This window comes from Rhodococcus sp. C-2, assembly GCF_027854095.1.
Taxonomy (GTDB): Bacteria; Actinomycetota; Actinomycetes; order Mycobacteriales; family Mycobacteriaceae; genus Rhodococcus_F; species Rhodococcus_F qingshengii.
Genome location: NZ_JAQGFI010000007.1, coordinates 314021 through 331319 on the forward strand (window position 1 = coordinate 314021; position 17299 = coordinate 331319).

Below are 17299 nucleotides of genomic sequence, written 5' to 3' on the forward strand. Positions count from 1 at the left end.
ATCAGAAACTGTGTTCTGCGGCCGGGAAAGCGCCAGTGCGAACTTCTGATGCATAGGCTGCGGCTGCGGAACGCAGTTCGTCACCGACGTTACCGAAACGCTTGACGAACTTGGCTGTCTTACCACTCGTGTAACCCGCCATGTCCTGCCAGACGAGTACCTGAGCGTCGCATTCGGAACCGGCCCCGATGCCGACGGTGGGGATGGTGAGTTTGCGGCTGACCTGGCCCGCAATCTCGGCCGGAACCATTTCCATGACGACGGAGAACGCCCCGGCTTCCTGGACTGCAATGGCGTCCGCCACAAGTTGCTCGGCCGCGTCGCCACGACCCTGGACGCGGAATCCGCCGAGCGAGTTCACGCTCTGCGGGGTGAATCCGACGTGAGCCATGACGGGGATGCCGGCCGAGGTGATAGCCGCGATCTGCTTACTCATCCGCTCACCGCCCTCGAGTTTGACGGCGTGCGCGAGGCCTTCCTTCATGAACCGTGTCGCAGTCGCAAGGGCCTGCTCGGCGGAACCCTCGTAGGTGCCGAAGGGGAGGTCGGCGACGACGAGTGCGTGCGGCGCGCCGCGAACCACGCCACGCACGAGCGGGAGCAGTTCGTCGACGGTGATCGGCACGGTGGTGTCGTAGCCGTAGACGACGTTGGCGGCAGAGTCGCCGACGAGCAGCACCGGGATGCCTGCGTCTTCGAAGATGCGTGCCGTGGAGTAGTCGTAAGCGGTGAGCATCGACCAGCGTTCGCCGTTCTGCTTCATCTCGGCGAGGTGGTGAATGCGCGTCTTACGCTTCGGTGCATCGGTAGAGCTTGCAGTGGGTACAGAAACTGCACTGGGTACAGAACCGTAGAGAGGTGTTTCGGACATCGTTGTCCCTTTCTGGCCTCGAGGCCCTGAGCGTTGATCGCCTTCGGGTCCCCGGGTGTGGGTGATGACGTGTTCAGTCTGCCACCGGACATCGCCGACACGAATAGTTGACGGGGTGCAATGGGTCACATCACCGCGCGCGTATCAGGTAGGTGCCGAGACGAGGCGAACCGCTGGCTATCGCGGTTTCCTGGCACCATCGATGGCATGTCGAAGTTCGTTCGCCTCTCCGGTGCCCTCGCCGGAAGCGCAGCAGTGCTCGTGTTGGTTGTCGGTTGCACCAGTTCGGAAGGCACGCCCGAATCAGTGGAACCTGCTGGTTCTGCCGCGTCCGCGGTGCCGTCCGGCCTCGAGAAATTCTACGAGCAGACGCTCGACTGGGGTTCGTGCGACCAATTTGTCGAAGAAGGAACTGCGCCGCTGGGGCGTGGGATCGACTGCGCCGAGGTGAGCGTTCCCGTCGACTACGCGAATCCGAACGGCGACACCGCGAAGGTGGTGATCTCGCGTTCGAAGGCAACCGGCGACCGCATCGGCTCACTGTTGCTGAACCCCGGCGGGCCGGGTGGGTCCGGGCTGTCGATGGCGACCTCGGGTTCGGGCACCGAATTGCAGGAACGTTTCGACATGATCGGCTTCGATCCGCGGGGGATCGGGGCGTCGACCCCGCAGGTTCGGTGTTTGACGCCGGAGGAGACCGACGCGGAGCGTGCGGAGGTCAACGTCGACATGACGCCGGAGGGCATCGCTCTCGCCGAGGCGGACAGCAAGGACTACGCCGCCAAGTGCGCTGAGCGGACCGGTACGGAGTTCCTCGCTCATGTCGGTACCTACGAGGTGGTGCGAGATATGGACGTCATTCGGGGCGTTCTCGGCGATCCGAAGATGAACTACCTCGGGTTCTCGTACGGGACCCGGCTCGGATCCACGTACGCGGAAACCTTTCCGCAGAACGTCCGAGCGATGGTCCTCGACGGCGCGCTCGACCCCGAGCAGGATCCGGTCGACGAAGTGGTCTTGCAGGGGCAGGGCTTCCAAGGCGCGTTCGACGCCTTTGTCGCCGACTGTGTCTCGCGAACGGATTGCCCGCTGGGTGATGATCCGGCGCAGGCGCAGGCACGCTTTCAGGCACTCGTCGATCCGTTGATCGAGAAGCCGGCACAGACCACCGATCCGCGCGGGCTGAGTTATTCCGACGCGATCACGGGCGTGCAGCAAGCTCTGTACTCGCCACAGTTGTGGACGCCGCTGCGTGGGGGTCTGTCGAGTCTGGCCGACGGACGCGGCGACTCGCTGCTCAATCTCGCCGACATGTACGAAGGCCGTGAGGATGACGGCAGCTACTCCAACATCAACGACGCGTTCAACGCCATTCGCTGCGTGGACGATCCGGCAACCACCGACCGCGCCGAGGCCGGCGAATCCGACACTCGGTACCGCGAGGCGGCGCCGTTCCTCGACGACGGCCGCGGGACGGGTCAAGCGCCGCTCGACCTGTGCGCGTTCTGGCCCGTTCCGGCTACCGGCAGCCCTCACGCGCTCGACCCCCAGGCACTCGCTGACGCCGGTCTGCCGCAGCTGGTCGTCGTGTCCACGACGCAGGATCCGGCGACCCCGTATCAGGCCGGAGTGGATCTCGCGAAGCAGTTGGGCGCTGCTCTGATCACGTTCGACGGAACCCAACACACGGTGGTTCTGGACGGAAACTCCTGCGTCGACGATGCCGTCGTCGACTACTTCGTTTACTTGAAGGCTCCGGAAGAGGGTCTGACATGTTAGCCGGCGCGACGCCGTACGCTGCGCCTATTCGATGGTGACCAATCACTCTGTTAACCGGGACCACTGATGTAACACAGATTTAACGTGGCTTGCTTAGTCTCGCGTGCATGGATCGCCAAAAAGAATTCGTGCTTCGTACCCTGGAAGAGCGCGACATTCGGTTTGTCCGCTTGTGGTTCACCGATGTTCTCGGGTACCTCAAATCGGTGGCGATCGCCCCCGCCGAACTCGAAGGCGCCTTCGAGGAGGGAATCGGATTCGACGGTTCCGCCATCGAGGGATTCTCTCGAGTCTCCGAAGCCGACACCGTCGCTCGGCCCGACGCCTCGACATTCCAGATCCTGCCGTGGGCCCACAAGGACGGTGCGCAGCATTCCGCTCGCATGTTCTGCGACATCACGATGCCCGACGGTTCGCCGTCGTGGGCCGATCCGCGCCACGTACTGCGTCGCCAGCTGAGCAAGGCCAGCGACTTGGGCTTCAGCTGCTACGTCCACCCGGAGATCGAGTTCTTCCTTCTGGAGAACGGCCCGATCGACGGCACTCCGCCGATCCCGGCCGACTCGGGCGGATACTTCGACCAGGCCGTGCACGATTCGGCTCCGAATTTCCGCCGCCACGCCATCGACGCACTCGAGTCGATGGGCATCTCGGTCGAGTTCAGCCACCACGAGGCCGCGCCGGGTCAGCAGGAGATCGATCTGCGCTACGCCGACGCACTCTCGATGGCCGACAACGTGATGACGTTCCGGTACGTCGTCAAGGAGGTCGCGATCGGTGAAGGCGTCCGGGCGAGCTTCATGCCCAAGCCGTTCAGCGATCAGGCCGGCTCCGCGATGCACACCCACATGAGCCTGTTCGAGGGCGACACCAACGCCTTCCACAATCCGGACGATCCGATGCAGCTCTCCGAGACCGGCAAGGCGTTCATCGCCGGCATCCTCGAGCACGCCAACGAGATCAGTGCGGTCACGAACCAGTGGGTCAACTCGTACAAGCGACTCGTCCACGGGGGAGAGGCACCCACTGCTGCGTCGTGGGGCCCGTCCAACCGATCGGCTCTCATTCGCGTCCCGATGTACACGCCCAACAAGGCGTCCTCGCGCCGCGTCGAGATCCGTAGCCCAGACTCGGCTTGCAACCCGTACCTGACTTTCGCGGTCCTGCTTGCTGCCGGTCTTCGCGGCATCGAGAAGGGCTACACCTTGCCGCCCGAGGCAGAAGACGACGTGTGGTCGTTGACCTCCGCCGAGCGCCGCGCCATGGGTTACAAGGAACTGCCGAGCAACTTGGACAGCGCTCTGCGCGAGATGGAGAAGTCGGAGCTCGTGGCCGAAGCACTCGGCGAGCACGTCTTCGATTTCTTCCTGCGCAACAAGCGTCGTGAGTGGGAGGAATACCGCAGCCACGTGACGCCGTTCGAGCTCAAGACCTACCTCGGTCTGTGACGGTGAAACCGCCCGCTGCGAGATCAGCAGTTCCAGGACCGGGTCGACTCGGGCTGGTCGAGCCCACCGCTGCCGACGAGTTGCGTCAGCTCGGTTGGGTCGACGCCGAGAGCATCGAACTCTTGTGGTCGCTGTCGCGTGCCGCGAACGCCGACCTCGCTCTGCGCACCCTTGTGCGGATCAAGGACGGGCTCGGCGACGGGTGGCGCGAACTCGATCAGGTCCTGCGCAAGGACAAGAGCCTGCGCGGCCGTTTGTTCGCACTGGTGGGTGCGTCGTCGGCCTTCGGCGACCACCTGGCCGCGGATCCGATCGGCTGGAAACTGCTCGACGGCACCGCTCTGCCGACCAAGGACGAGGCGACTGCAGCCTTGCTGGAGGTCGTGGGTGCAACTGTCGACGAGGGTGCCACCGAAGGTTCCCTGACCTACCGCGCCACGGTGACCGGGCCGGAAGCTGTTGTTGCTCTGCGTAAGAGCTACAAGGACCAGCTGATGCTGCTGGCTGCGGCTGATCTTGCGGCGACCGTCGAGAACGAACCCGTAGTTCCGTATCAGACTGTGGGGCACCAGCTTTCCGATCTGGCCGACGCCGCGCTGACCGCTGCACTTGCGGTGGCCATCGCAACGGTGTGTCCCGAGGGCAGCTGTCCGATCCGGCTCGCCGTGATCGCCATGGGCAAATGTGGTGCGCGCGAGCTGAACTACGTCTCCGACGTCGACGTGGTGTTCGTCGCCGAACCGGCCGATGCGACGGCCAGTCGCGTTGCCGGTGAGATGATGCGTATCGGTACCTCCGCATTCTTCGAGGTCGATGCTGCGCTGCGGCCCGAAGGCAAGCGCGGAGAACTGGTTCGCTCCCTCGAATCCCACATCACGTACTACAAGCGCTGGGCCAAGACCTGGGAGTTCCAGGCACTGCTCAAGGCTCGTCCGATGACCGGCGACATGGAGCTCGGTCGCCAGTACTCCGAGGCGATGAGCCCGATGGTGTGGATCGCCTCCGAGCGCGAGGACTTCGTCCCCGAAGTCCAGGCCATGCGTCGACGCGTCGAGGAAATGGTTCCCCCCGAACTGCGTGAGCGTGAACTCAAACTCGGCCGCGGAAGTTTGCGCGACGTCGAATTCGCCGTCCAACTCCTGCAATTGGTGCACGGGCGCGCCGACAGTTCGTTGCATGTCCAGAGCACCGTCGATGCACTGACTGCATTGGCGGCGGGTGGATACGTCGGCCGCGACGACGCCGCCAACCTGACCGCGTCGTACGAATTCCTGCGTCTGCTCGAGCACCGTCTGCAGTTGCAGAAGCTCAAGCGCACACACACCCTGCCGCCGCCGGACGACGAGGAAGCGCTGCGTTGGCTGGCCCGCGCCGCGCACATGCGACCCGACGGTCGTCTGGATTCCCTGGGAGTCCTGCGCGCCGAGATCAAGCGGAATTCGCATCGGATTCGCCGCCTGCACGCCAAGTTGTTCTACCGCCCGCTTCTCGAATCGGTGGCTCGGATGGACAAGGAAGCACTGGTCCTGGGGCCAGAAGCCGCGGTTCGCCAGTTGGCCGCTCTCGGTTACACGGCACCCGAGCATGCTCTCGGGCATCTGACTGCACTGACGAGTGGCGCTTCACGCAAGGGTCGCATTCAAGCGCTCCTGTTGCCGACTCTGCTCGAATCACTCGCGGACACACCGGATCCCGATGCCGGGCTGCTCGCTTACCGCAGGCTCTCGGACGCGCTCGTCGACCAGACGTGGTTCCTGCGCCTGCTCCGTGACGAGGCTGCGGTCGCCGAGCGTCTGATGACCGTGCTGGGCTCGTCCGCGTACCTACCCGACCTGCTCATCAAGGCTCCCGACGTGATCCGTTTGTTCGCGGATTCACCGAGCGGGCCGCGCCTGGTCGAGCCGAAGCCCGAGGATGTCGCTCGCGGAATCCTCACCGCCTCCGGCCGACACAGTGATCCCAATCGTGCTGTTGCTGCGGCCCGCTCGCTGCGGCGACACGAGCTTGCGCGCATCGCTTCGGCCGACATCCTCGGCATGCTCGATGTTCCTGCAGTCTGCAAGGCGCTGTCCTCGGTGTGGGCCGCGGTGCTCAATGCATCGCTCTCCGCGGTGATCAAGGCCAGCGTCACCGAACTCGGGACCGAGGCGCCGGCCAGTTTCTCCGTCATCGGCATGGGTCGACTCGGCGGCGGCGAACTGGGCTATGGATCCGATGCTGACGTGCTGTTCGTGTGCGAACCTCGTGAGGGCGCCGATGAGACCGTTGCGGTCAAGTGGGCCAACAGCATTGCCGACAAGGTCCGCAAGCTCCTCGGGGCACCGAGTACCGATCCGCCGCTCGAAGTCGATACCGGACTACGTCCGGAAGGCCGTAACGGTCCGATGGTGCGCACTCTCGAGTCTTACGACGCGTACTACGCGAAGTGGGCTCAGGCGTGGGAGATTCAAGCGCTGCTTCGTGCGCACCCGGTTGCCGGTGATCCTGAATTGGGACTGCGGTTCCTGCACATGATCGACAAGACCCGCTACCCCGAAGGCGGCGTCAGTGATGCGGCGGTGCGCGAGATCCGGCGCATCAAGGCGCGAGTCGATTCCGAAAGGCTCCCGCGCGGAGCCGATCCGGCGACGCACACGAAACTGGGTCGCGGCGGCTTGGCCGACATCGAGTGGACTGTGCAATTGCTGCAGCTGCGCCACGCCGACAAGATCGAGTCGCTGCACAACACGTCGACCCTCGAGACTCTCGACGCCATCGGCGCCGCGGAACTGCTCAGCGAAGGTGACGTCGAACTGCTGCGTGACGCCTGGATCACCGCGACGAAGGCACGCAACTGCCTCGTTCTGGTGCGGGGGAAGCCGACCGATCAGCTTCCCGGCCCGGGCCGTGTTCTCGCGGCGGTGGCGCAGGTCGCTGGATACGGCGACGACGCAGGGGAATTCCTCGACAATTACCTGCGCATCACGCGTCGGGCAAAAGCAGTGGTGGAGAGGGTCTTCGGCGGGGAGTAGCGTTTTTGCTCAGTCTTGGCGAACCGGCGCATTCGCGGCGAACTTGCGGACTTCGGCGTCCTGCCACACGTGGGCGGGAACTCCGCCGCCGAGTAGCTCGCGCGCGAGCGCGGGTTGCCCGCCGATCGGTACGTCGCTGCCCGCGATGATCATGTTGCCGTAGCGGCGGCCCTTGAGCATCGCGGGATCGGCGATGATCGCCATGTGTTCGAACTGTGCGCCGATGGTTGCGGCCTCGCTGCGCGCGCCCTGGAGATCCGGGGTGTCGCCGCAGTTGACGATGTAGATGCCGCCCGGTGCGAGCACGCGTCGTACGTGGGTGGTGAATTGCGCCGTCGTCAGTGGTGTCGGAGTTGTGCTGCCGGCGAAGACATCTCGAATCACGATGTCCCGGGTGGACTCGGTGAGAGTTTCGGTGACGGCGCGGGCTTCTCCGACGCGGATGCGCAGAAGAGGCGCGCGCGGGAGGTCGAACCAATCGCGTACAAGTTCCGCCAGAGCACCGTCGATTTCGACCACCACTTGACGCGCGTCAGGGTAGGTGGCGGCGAAGTATCTGGCCATGGAGCAGGCGCCACCGCCGAGATGAAGCACCCGCAGGCGCTCGGCCTTGTCACGTTCGGAATCGACCAGATGAGCGATCCACCGCATGTACTCGAAATCGAGCACCGTGGGATCCGCGACGTTCACGTGGGAACTGGGCACTCCGTTGATCTGGATGATCCAGCTGTCGTCGGAGTACTGATCGCGGACTAGTTCGCACGTCCCGGTATCGATCGGAAAAGTGCCGGCGACGGGACCGGACTCGCCTCGCTCGGGAGTACTGCTGCGAGTTCTGGTCTTGCGAGTTCCCTTGGCCACTGTGTCCATGTTAGCCGTGCGCCTTTCTGGTAGAGGCGGCTACCAAAAAGGCACACGGACCGACGGTATTCTCGGGCTACTTCAGGCACACTCGTACATGGAGTGTGATCGGCGACACAAATGCCGGCGCGTTCTTTCGTCGTCCGTGCATCACGAAGAATTTCGAGGAGTGCAGGTGAAGGTCAAGGCAGCGGTAGTCAAGGCGCCAGGTCAGGCGTGGGAGATCGAAGAGGTCGAGCTGGGGGACCCGGTCTCGGGTGAGGTGCAGGTCCGACTCGCCGCATCGGGGCTGTGCCATTCGGACGAACATTTGCGTACGGGCGCCAGCCCGCTGCCCTTCTACCCGGCCCTGGGCGGGCACGAAGGCGCCGGAGTGGTGACGAAGGTCGGCCCGGGTGTCGCGAGCGTCGAAGAAGGCGACCACGTGGTTCTCGCCTTCATCCCGGCGTGCGGACGTTGTCCGTCCTGTGCGAAGGGTCTGCAGAACATCTGCGACGAGGGAGCCGGCCTGTTGACCGGGCAGGCGATCTCCGACAAGACGTACCGCGTCACCCTCGACGACGAGCCGGTCATCCAGATGTGCCTGCTCGGAACATTTTCGCCGTACGTGACCGTCAACGAGGCGTCGGTGATCAAGATCGAGAAGGACATCCCGCTCGACAAGGCGGCCTTGCTCGGCTGCGGTGTTGCCACCGGTTGGGGATCGGCCACCGCAATCGGTGGAGCCAAGGTCGGCGACACGGTGGTGGTCGTCGGCGTCGGCGGCGTCGGAATCAACTCGGTGCAGGGTGCGGCGTCCGCCGGAGCACGATTTGTGATCGCGATCGATCCCGTCGAGTTCAAGCGCGACAAGGCAAAGGAATTCGGCGCCACACACACTTTTGCCTCCCTCGAGGAAGCGCTACCGGTGATCGGCGAGATCACCTGGGGCAAGATGGCCGACCTCACCGTGATCACCGTGGGCGAGATTCACGGCGACATCATTCAGCCCGCGCTCAGCGCGACGGGCAAGGGTGGCCAGGTCGTGGTCGTCGGAATGGGGCATTACGCAGATTCGCAGGTGACGCTCAGCCTCTTCGAGCTGACCCTTCTGCAGAAGCGTTTGCAGGGAGCCATCTTCGGCGGGGTAGGGCCACGGTCCCAGATTCCCAAGTTGCTCGATCACTACCGAAGCGGCGCACTCAAACTCGACGAGTTGGTGACCAAGACTTACAAGCTCGAGGAGATCAACGAGGGGTACGCCGACATGCTCGAAGGAAAGAATCTGCGCGGGATGATCGTCTACACGGAGGACGATTACTGATCGTTTCCCTTTGACTGAAGGCTCCGGCCCGGCACCACGCTTCGTGGTGTCGGGCCGGAGTCTTCTGCCCCCACGCACATTTCTGTCGATCGATGAGTCGACTGCCCCCGTAGTGGGCACTCGCAGAGTGAGGAAACCGGGCACCGTGTCCGGATCTCAGTCCACGACTCGACAGAGAAGAGCAGAGCATGCCCTACATCACCACCTCCGACGGAACCGAGATCTACTACACCGAGCACGGCGTCGGCCGGCCGATCGTCCTCAGCCACGGGTGGCCGCTGAGTTCTGACGCGTGGCAGGTCGAGATGAAGTTGTTCGCCGACGCCGGATACCGGACCATCGCGCACGATCGTCGAGGACACGGTCGCTCGTCGAAGACGTACACCGGCAACGACATGGATACATATGCCAAGGACCTGGCTGAGCTGATCGACACACTCGACCTGAAAGACCTGGTCCTGGTTGGCCATTCGACCGGCGGCGGGGAAGTGGTCCGGTACGCGGCGCAGCACGGCAAAGGGCGCGTGGCGAAGGTGATCACCGCCGGCGCCGTACCGCCGATCATGGTCAAGTCGGACGGCAACCCCGAAGGCACACCGATCGAGGTCTTCGACGGCATCCGTGAGGGAGTTCTGCGAGACCGATCGCAGTTCTACAAGGATCTCAGCGAGAGCTTTTACGGCGCGAACCGCGAAGGTGCCGACGTCTCGCAAGGGGCGAAGGACGACTTCTGGCGGCAAGGTATGTTGGTCAACCTCGCCGCGGCCTACGACTGCGTCAAGGCATTCTCGGAGACGGACCAGACCTCCGATCTCGAAGCCATCGACGTTCCGTTCCTCATCGCTCAGGGCGACGACGATCAGATCGTGCCGATCGGCGCAGCGGCCGAGAAGGCGATCAAGCTGGTGAAGAAGGGCACGCTGAAGGTGTATCCGGGCGCACCTCACGGCATCTACGGCTCATATCAGAAGACACTGGACCAGGACATTCTCGCGTTCATCGAGGACTGACGTCAGCGAGGCGGAAGGGAGCGGAGTCGAAAGGACCAGAGTGGGAAGGATAAAATTGCCATGTCTACACACGTTGCCTCACTACGCAATGGCCCCAGTGTCTTCGAGAACGAACTCGGGTCGATCTCGCAGCTCGACACGAGTTCGTTGCCGATCCTGTCCGGTCTGTCGATCAAACGAATTGTTCTCGGTCCCGGCGCGATCCGTGAACCACAATGGAACGTCAACGCGAACCAGATCGCCTACGTCACCAGCGGAACCGTGCTCGTCTCGATGTTGGGCAATGCTGACGAGTTCGCCAGTTTCGTGGTGCGAGCGGGGCAGATGTATCACGTCGAATCCGGCGCGATTTATCACATCGAGAATGTCGGAGAGGAGGAGGCGGAGATCATCGCCGCCCTGCGTACTTCTCTGCCGCAGCACTTTTCGTTGCAGAGTAGCGTCAGCGCAATGTCGAACGCGGTGCTCGGCAATACGTACGATCTCGCCGCATCGGCCTTCGACGTCTTCGGTAGAGCCGATGCGTCCCAGATAGTTCGGCGGGACGGCGCCGCCGTCGTTCCCGATACCGCCGGCCTTCCCAACGCGCATCTCTTCGATCTCGAAGGCCAGATCGCGCCTCTCGCATATCCGTACGGACAGGCGAAAGTGGCGCGAAAGCAGTATTGGGCGGCGCTGGAGGATCTTTCGATGTACTCGTTGACTATTCGCGAGAGTGGAATGCGTGAGCCACACTGGCATCCCGTCACTGCCGAAATGGGATACGTGCATCGTGGTCACGGGCGTATGACGGTCCTCGATCCGGACGGTTCGCTCGACACCTACCTACTGGAGCCCGGTCAGGTGTATTTCGTTCCGCGTGCCTATCCCCATCATATCGAGGTTCTAGGTGACGAGGACATCAATTTCCTCATCTTCTTCGACCAGCCGACACCGGGCGACATAGGCTACCGTGCAACGGCTTCCGCGTTCTCGCGCAGCGTTCTCTCGGCCTCGTTCGGCGTTCCGGAGCGGGAGCTGCCGCACTTCCCTTTCACTCCGATCGATCCGCTCATCGTCTCGCGGATCAATCCGATCGACCGCCAGCACTGACCGGCAAGGACGCCCATCATGGCCACCACGCTCACCGTGACCGATCACGGGACGATGCTCGACTTCACGTACGAGGACGCCCTCCGCTATCACGGTCCGCAGGCCCCGGGCGGCGTGGCGCATGCCTACAAGGTTCTCGAGCGCGCTCTCGGTGTGCTCGGCGGGGAAGGCTCCGTCGAGCGTCGCGAGCTGGTCGTCACCACCGCACACGGCGGACCAGGAGTGCGCGATGCGTTCGAGTTGGTCACGCGCGCGGTGACCGAAGGGCGGTACACCGTTGACAGTTCCTTGGCCAGGCGTGAACGTGGAAATACGCTCGCGCTGTATGTATTTCGGATCACCTATCGCGGCGCGAGCGTCACGCTGACTGTTCGGGAGGGGTTCGTCGTCGACGAGTTCATCACTCTGTCCCGTAAGTCCGACCGGACGGCCGAAGACGAGTCACGGCTGACAGAGCTCAAGCAGGAGATGGCGGATCGAGTGATGTCGAGCCCGGCCGAGAGCGTGTACGACGTCGACACCGGCACGCTCCCCGTCTGAGCGACGGCGGCGCAGGCGTCAGTGTGCAGAAATCTGGGCTGTCTGAAGTCAGCGGCTGGCGAACATCCTTATTCGTTGGTCGCGGCTGCGCTCGAGATGGTTGCGCATGTGACCACGTGCGGACGATTCGTCCCGGGCGCGGATGGCGTTCAGGATCTCTTGATGCTCCGAATTGAGCAGGTCAGGTTCGCCGTAGTTCGACGGCGGGCCGCTGTCGTAGATTCGCAATTGGGTGGTGAGGCGGATCAGCAATGAGGTGATCGTGGAATTGTGGGCGGCCTGCCAGAGGGCCTCGTGAAACTTGAAGTTTCCGGCACGAACCTCGGTGCCTTCTGTTGCAGTGCAGCAGAACTCGTGCAATCCGTCCAGGCGGGCAAGGTCGAGATCGCTGTGGCGGAGTGCGGCGGCGCCGGCGGCTTCCGATTCGAGGGCAACCCGCGCTGCGTAGATTTCGATGACGTCCTCGGGTGTGCCGGAACGGACACGAAAACCGCGGGCGGCTCGTTCGAGTAGACCGTCGTGCGCGAGCCAGTTGAGTGCCTCGCGGATCGGGGTACGCGATGCGCCGTACGATTCGCACAATTGAGTCTCGTGCAGCGGAGAGCCCTGGGGGAACTTGCCGGCCAGGATGTCGGCTCGCAGGCGCAGGTACTGCCGCGAGGTCTGATCGGACCGGCCCAGCGCAGCCTCCGGCACCAGCAGATCGGTGGTGCTCGTATCGGCGTCGAGATCCATGTGTCCTCATTCCTGTGCATGCAAGTAGAGCGCGTTCGATTATGCCATCGGCGACGAGTGAGTACTTGCGTATACGCTAGTACTCATTTAGGTTCGTGCTTGTTCGTTTCCGAGGGAGAGGGTCTGAAGTGGCTGGAGAGACCGCGTCGCCGCTGGTGAGTGCTGCTGAACTCGACGCGATGCTGCGCGAGGGAGGCGTCGCTGTGCTCGACGCGACGGTTCATTTTCCTCCCGCTCGATTCGACGGCGACTATCGCCCGGAGTCCGGGTACGACGGCTGGGTTTCCTCGCACATCCCGGGTTCCCGACACGTCGACCTCATGGACGTCTTTTCCGAAAGGGAAGCGGCGCTGCATTTCACACGCCCGTCAACGGAGCAGTTGATGTCCGATCTCCAATCCAGTGGTATCGAACCGGGTGCGACAATCGTGATCTACGACCAGGGTTCGACCACTTGGGCATCACGGCTCTGGTGGGTGTTTCGCAACGCCGGCATCGAAGCAAGGGTCCTCGACGGTGGCCTCGCCGAATGGACTCGATGCGGCTTCGCCCTCGCGAGCGGCGACGACGTCACCCACACGTCGGCGTCGAAGCGTTGGAGTGTGACGGACCTTGGCCTGTGGGTCGATCTACCTCGCGTTGCCTCACTGTCCGCAGGAGAAGAAGCCGGAACGCTGGTGTGCGCGCTGGCGCCTGAGCAGTACGAGGGAACGGAGAAGACGCGATATTCGCGACGCGGACATATTCCGTCAAGTGTGAATCTGTCTGCGAAGGGTCTTCTCGACGCCGATGCCCGGATGCTTCCGGCGGACGATGTTCGGTCGAAATCTGCTGACGTTCTACCACCCGTCGCTGAACCTGTCGTGATCTATTGCGGCGGTGGAGTTTCGGCGTGCCTGACAGCACTCGCACTGATCCGCGGCGGCTATGAGGACGTCAAGGTCTACGACGGTTCGTTGGAGGAATGGACTGCAGATCCGACTTTGCCGATGGTTGTCGGCGGTGAGCCCGGCGGCGCGCTTGCGGATGTTCGATGTCCGCGGTCCTGAATCGCCGCAGTCCTCAATTACCTCCCGTTCTGAAGGAATTCTCATGTCTGACACTGTCTCTGTCGAAACCGTCGCGTCGGCGATCGACGCACTCCGCGATCAGGTACCGCTCGTCCAGTCGCTGACCAACATCGTTTCTGCGAACTTCTTGACCAATGTTCTGCTCGCCGCCGGCGCAAGCAACGCTCACATCGACAACGTCCACGAAGCGGGTGGGTTCGCTGCCATCGCCGGGGGAGTGCTCGTCAACCTCGGAACGCCGGACGACGGGACAGCCGAAGCTTTCCTGATAGCAGCAGAAGCGGCCCGAACTGCCGGTACGCCATGGGTTTTGGATCCCGTCGGTGTCGGCGGACTACCCTGGCGGAGCGGTATCGCTGTGGATCTGCTGCGCTTTCACCCCAGCGCCATCCGCGGGAACGCATCGGAGATCATCGCTCTGGCCGGACTCGGCGGTGACACCCGCGGCGTCGACAGTGCCTCCGATTCCGCCGACGCAGTGCCCGCCGCTCTGTCACTCCTGAAGCGTGCGGATGCCGTGTCGGCATCCGGACCGGTCGACTACATCGTCGGCCGCGATGGTGGCGGCGACGTTCGGGGCATCCGAGTCTCCGGTGGCAGCGCTCTGTTGCCGCGCGTGACCAGTACCGGTTGCTCTCTGGGAGGCCTGGTCGCTGCCTACCTCGCCGTCACGTCGACCGCGCTGGACGGATTGGTTGCCGCGCATACGCATGTTGCCGTGGCATCGGAGATCGCCGAGGAAAATGCCTCAGGTCCTGGTTCTTTCGCGGTCGCATACCTCGACGCGCTCTACAGCGTGAATGCGGACACCATCCGTTCGCGTGCCCGAATCGAATCGTTCGACCTGCCGGCTGGAGTGCAGAACTGATGGGCATCAAGACATTCTGGTATCTCACCCAGGCAGACGGGGACTACCCGTGGAGCCCCGGTGGGCTGTTCCCCGTGGACGGGGCCAGGCAGATCGAGCTCGCGAAGACCATCGACGACGGCGGATTCGAAGGTGCGCTTGTTGCCACCTGGCCGAACGATCCGTTCATCTCGGCGACGTGGGCGGCAGCGCACACCACGCGCATGAAGTTCCTCGTCGCCGTCTACGCGAACATGACGCCGGTGCGACTGCTGGCGGAGAAGGCATTGACTTTCGACGCCTTCAGCGGCGGCCGACTGTTGATCAACTCGGTCAACGGACGCGAGAACATCCTGACCAAGTACGACATGAACGTGCCCCACGACGAGCGTTACGAGTTGGGGGAACAGTACTGGGCGGACTTCCGCCGCATCTACGCCGAAGGCACGGAGTCGAACTTTCCCAACACACCACTGCGTATCGATGCGCCCGCTGGGCATCAGGTTCCGCTGTGGGGTACCGGTGATTCGCCTGCAGGCCTGGCGAATTCAGGCAAGGTGCTCGACACCTACTTGGCGATGCTGCGCGAGACTTCGTTCATCGAAGACAAATTCTCTGCCGCACGGGCGGCGGCGGAGGCAGCCGGGCGCGAGTTCACCGACTTCGGTGCGCTCACCGGTGTGATCGTTCGCCCCACCAAGGCGCAGGCGCACGACCGGTTCCGTTCGTTGTTCGAGAAGACGGGCGTCGAGCAGATCGCTCATGTCTTGGACAACGCAGTGCGTCGTCGTACTCAGGGGAAGCAAGACCTCAAGACCTTCACCGCCCGCGACGCTCAGCGACAGGGTTGGGCGGACAAGATTGCCTCCGGCCGACTTCCGGAACCGGAGGAGTTGTACGTCGGTGACGGGCTGTACGCGGGTATCACGGCGTGGTCACCCCTCGACATCTTCGGCACCGGGTCATCGGCCGTGTACTACGTCGGCGATCCGGATTCGATCACGGACTCGGTACGCACGCTTCGCAGCCGAACCGGTTTGACTGCACTGATCCTGGCAGGTTGGCCTCTGATCGAGGAAGCGAAGTGGGTTGCGGAGCATCTTGTTCCGCGATTCGACGAACTCAGCTGACGGCGCGCCGCAAGACAGTGGCACCGAGACCTAGAACGTCGCGGAGAAATGCTGTGGCAGTGTCGATTTCAGACGCAGTACATTCGAGAAGGATCTTGACTTCCACGTCCTTCTTGACGATGTCGGCAACAACGGCCACGGCGACAACACCGTTGCCGACGGCCGAGCCTCGGAACAGATCGATCCCGTCGCCGTCCGCGCTGACCGTGCCGTCGAGATAGCCGTAGTCGAGCGGATAGATCGCATCGGGGTACCGCGGGTGTGCCGACCCTCGGGGGCGATCGATCACGACAGCTGACGTGGCAGCCAGGTGATCGAGGGCGGCGAACAGTTCTTCACTCATCGTTACCGGTGCTCGCGCAGTAGCTGAGTCGGTGTCAGGCCTGCCAGTGCACGCGTATCGCGTGCGAGGTGGGCTTGGTCGGCGTAGCCGGCGCGACCGGCCAGCGACGACAGCGTGAGATTTGCGCCGCGGCTGAGAGTCAACACGTCCTGCATTCGTTGCACCTTCTGAATCAGTTTGGGGGACAGCCCGACCGCCGATGTGATCGATCGTCTGAAATGACGTTCGGAAACACCGAGGTCTGCAGCAATCTCTCGTATCGGCGTGGAAGGGGAGGAGATGAGCGCGGAGTAACCACGCTCGATTCCGTGGTCGGGTTCCAGTCCGCGCCACAACTGGCCCAGTAGGTGAGCGTCGACTGCCTCGTGGCTCAGGGCGTCGGCAAGTACCCGCGCTTGTCTGGAAGTGAGGATGTCGTCGAAGGCGATCTTCGAATCCTGCACCGCGTCGGCAGCTGTGCCGAGCAGGCTCCGCAGAGCCGGTGGATTGATCCGGATGCCCCACATGGTTGTACCGGCGGCGACCGAAACCAGATCGGCACCGGTGGCAGGTCCGACGAGCCACGACTTTCCGGTGCTGTCGACGATGAAGTCGGCGCAGAGATCGGGAAGAATCCGCTTTGCTTCCGTGGGCGTATGGGCTTCGCTGGTGCTTTTCCACGTGCAACTGAAGACGCCGGCCGAATCGGTGATCTGAGTCTCGATATAGGTGTGGCCGTTTTGTTCAAGACTCGACGCTACCGTCCGACTACCGTCGAGAGCGAGGGTGTCAGCGCCGGTCATCAGATCATCGTCACACACTCGCCGATCACTTCTCGACCTGAAACAGGAGAAATACCGTGTCCGTCTCTCCGAGACTCGATCTCGTCGGAATCGTCACCAACGATCTCGCTCGTTCCCTCGCGTTCTACCGAACCCTCGGGCTCGGCATTCCGGAAACACCCGCTGACGCTCCGCATGTGGAGTTCACTTTCGACGGTGGGCTTCGGCTGGCCTGGGACGCGCTGTCCACCATCGCGAGCTTCGATCCTGACTTCGCCGTCGGGGAAGGTCGACACCCCGTCGCCTTGGCCTTCGATTTCGGGACTCCCGCCGCAGTCGACGAGGCGTATCAGCGCATAACAGCAGAGTTCCCCGGGCACAAGGCGCCCTTCGACGCCGTGTGGGGCCAGCGTTACGCCGTTCTTCTCGATCCGGACGGCAACACCGTGGATCTCTTTGCCACGCTCTGATTTTCGAACGGCGCAGGCCCCGAACGAA

Annotated in this window: 16 protein-coding genes; 11 read left to right on the forward strand and 5 right to left on the reverse strand. The window is 63.3% G+C overall.

Translation table 11 applies throughout. The annotated features are described in order from the left end of the window. Nucleotide 1 precedes the first annotated feature (1 nt). Nucleotides 2-871: a 3-methyl-2-oxobutanoate hydroxymethyltransferase gene (gene panB / locus PCS43_RS17610; protein WP_007735454.1), complete on the reverse strand. Its 870-nt coding sequence runs from the start codon at nucleotides 869-871 to the stop codon at nucleotides 2-4. A 207-nt stretch (nucleotides 872-1078) separates the two neighbouring features. Here panB and PCS43_RS17615 point away from each other — a divergent pair, with 207 nt between their 5' ends. The 3 genes from PCS43_RS17615 to PCS43_RS17625 all read left to right on the forward strand — a co-directional run bounded on the left by PCS43_RS17615 (nucleotide 1079) and on the right by PCS43_RS17625 (nucleotide 7109). Further along, nucleotides 1079-2650: an alpha/beta hydrolase gene (locus PCS43_RS17615; protein ID WP_007735453.1), complete on the forward strand. Its 1572-nt coding sequence runs from the start codon at nucleotides 1079-1081 to the stop codon at nucleotides 2648-2650. A gap of 107 nt (nucleotides 2651-2757) precedes the next feature. Continuing rightward, entirely contained in the window at nucleotides 2758-4098 is a 1341-nt protein-coding gene (locus PCS43_RS17620) for a glutamine synthetase family protein (RefSeq protein ID WP_003941637.1), read from the forward strand. Beyond that, the gene (locus tag PCS43_RS17625; RefSeq protein WP_007735451.1) at nucleotides 4095-7109 is read left to right on the forward strand and encodes a bifunctional [glutamine synthetase] adenylyltransferase/[glutamine synthetase]-adenylyl-L-tyrosine phosphorylase; all 3015 of its coding nucleotides are present in this window, start codon (nucleotides 4095-4097) and stop codon (nucleotides 7107-7109) included. Before PCS43_RS17620 ends, PCS43_RS17625 begins: the two co-directional genes overlap by 4 nt. A gap of 9 nt (nucleotides 7110-7118) precedes the next feature. Here the strand turns inward: PCS43_RS17625 and PCS43_RS17630 are convergent, their stop codons facing one another. Beyond that, entirely contained in the window at nucleotides 7119-7979 is an 861-nt protein-coding gene (locus tag PCS43_RS17630; RefSeq protein ID WP_007735449.1) for a spermidine synthase, read from the reverse strand. A 166-nt stretch (nucleotides 7980-8145) separates the two neighbouring features. On the opposite strand from PCS43_RS17630, the gene PCS43_RS17635 reads away from it, so the two are divergent. The 4 genes from PCS43_RS17635 to PCS43_RS17650 all read left to right on the forward strand — a co-directional run bounded on the left by PCS43_RS17635 (nucleotide 8146) and on the right by PCS43_RS17650 (nucleotide 11915). Then, complete coding sequence (locus PCS43_RS17635; RefSeq protein WP_209908931.1) at nucleotides 8146-9273, forward strand: NDMA-dependent alcohol dehydrogenase; 1128 nt, start codon at nucleotides 8146-8148, stop codon at nucleotides 9271-9273. A gap of 188 nt (nucleotides 9274-9461) precedes the next feature. Beyond that, nucleotides 9462-10283, forward strand: coding sequence for an alpha/beta fold hydrolase (locus tag PCS43_RS17640; RefSeq protein ID WP_003941629.1), 822 nt, complete (start codon nucleotides 9462-9464; stop codon nucleotides 10281-10283). A 60-nt stretch (nucleotides 10284-10343) separates the two neighbouring features. Next, nucleotides 10344-11375, forward strand: coding sequence for a cupin domain-containing protein (locus tag PCS43_RS17645; RefSeq protein WP_007735448.1), 1032 nt, complete (start codon nucleotides 10344-10346; stop codon nucleotides 11373-11375). Between the two features lie 18 nt (nucleotides 11376-11393). Further along, nucleotides 11394-11915, forward strand: coding sequence for a hypothetical protein (locus tag PCS43_RS17650; RefSeq protein WP_042445775.1), 522 nt, complete (start codon nucleotides 11394-11396; stop codon nucleotides 11913-11915). Between the two features lie 48 nt (nucleotides 11916-11963). Here PCS43_RS17650 and PCS43_RS17655 read toward each other — a convergent pair whose 3' ends face one another. Continuing rightward, nucleotides 11964-12650 (reverse strand): GntR family transcriptional regulator, encoded by a 687-nt coding sequence (locus PCS43_RS17655; protein ID WP_003941581.1) that lies wholly within the window; start codon nucleotides 12648-12650, stop codon nucleotides 11964-11966. A 128-nt stretch (nucleotides 12651-12778) separates the two neighbouring features. Between PCS43_RS17655 and PCS43_RS17660 the strand changes: the two genes are divergently transcribed. The 3 genes from PCS43_RS17660 to PCS43_RS17670 are packed head-to-tail and all read left to right on the forward strand — an operon-like array spanning nucleotide 12779 to nucleotide 15697. Continuing rightward, a complete protein-coding gene (locus tag PCS43_RS17660; protein WP_073512201.1) occupies nucleotides 12779-13699 on the forward strand; it encodes a sulfurtransferase in 921 nt (306 codons plus the stop codon). Nucleotides 13700-13742: 43 nt separating this feature from the next. Beyond that, the gene (thiM, locus tag PCS43_RS17665) at nucleotides 13743-14588 is read left to right on the forward strand and encodes a hydroxyethylthiazole kinase (RefSeq protein ID WP_050656432.1); all 846 of its coding nucleotides are present in this window, start codon (nucleotides 13743-13745) and stop codon (nucleotides 14586-14588) included. Next, nucleotides 14588-15697 (forward strand): LLM class flavin-dependent oxidoreductase, encoded by a 1110-nt coding sequence (locus tag PCS43_RS17670; protein ID WP_073512202.1) that lies wholly within the window; start codon nucleotides 14588-14590, stop codon nucleotides 15695-15697. The genes thiM and PCS43_RS17670 overlap by 1 nt, the downstream gene beginning before the upstream one ends. On the opposite strand, the gene PCS43_RS17675 is transcribed toward PCS43_RS17670, so the two are convergent. Next, entirely contained in the window at nucleotides 15690-16040 is a 351-nt protein-coding gene (locus PCS43_RS17675; protein ID WP_047270827.1) for an inorganic pyrophosphatase, read from the reverse strand. The genes PCS43_RS17670 and PCS43_RS17675 overlap by 8 nt on opposite strands. Nucleotides 16041-16042: 2 nt before the next feature. Further along, nucleotides 16043-16822, reverse strand: a complete 780-nt coding sequence (locus tag PCS43_RS17680) for a helix-turn-helix domain-containing protein (RefSeq protein WP_228232662.1) — start codon at nucleotides 16820-16822, stop codon at nucleotides 16043-16045. Nucleotides 16823-16878: 56 nt separating this feature from the next. Between PCS43_RS17680 and PCS43_RS17685 the strand changes: the two genes are divergently transcribed. Next, the gene (locus tag PCS43_RS17685) at nucleotides 16879-17271 is read left to right on the forward strand and encodes a VOC family protein (protein WP_030537550.1); all 393 of its coding nucleotides are present in this window, start codon (nucleotides 16879-16881) and stop codon (nucleotides 17269-17271) included. The last annotated feature ends 28 nt before the right edge of the window (nucleotides 17272-17299 follow it).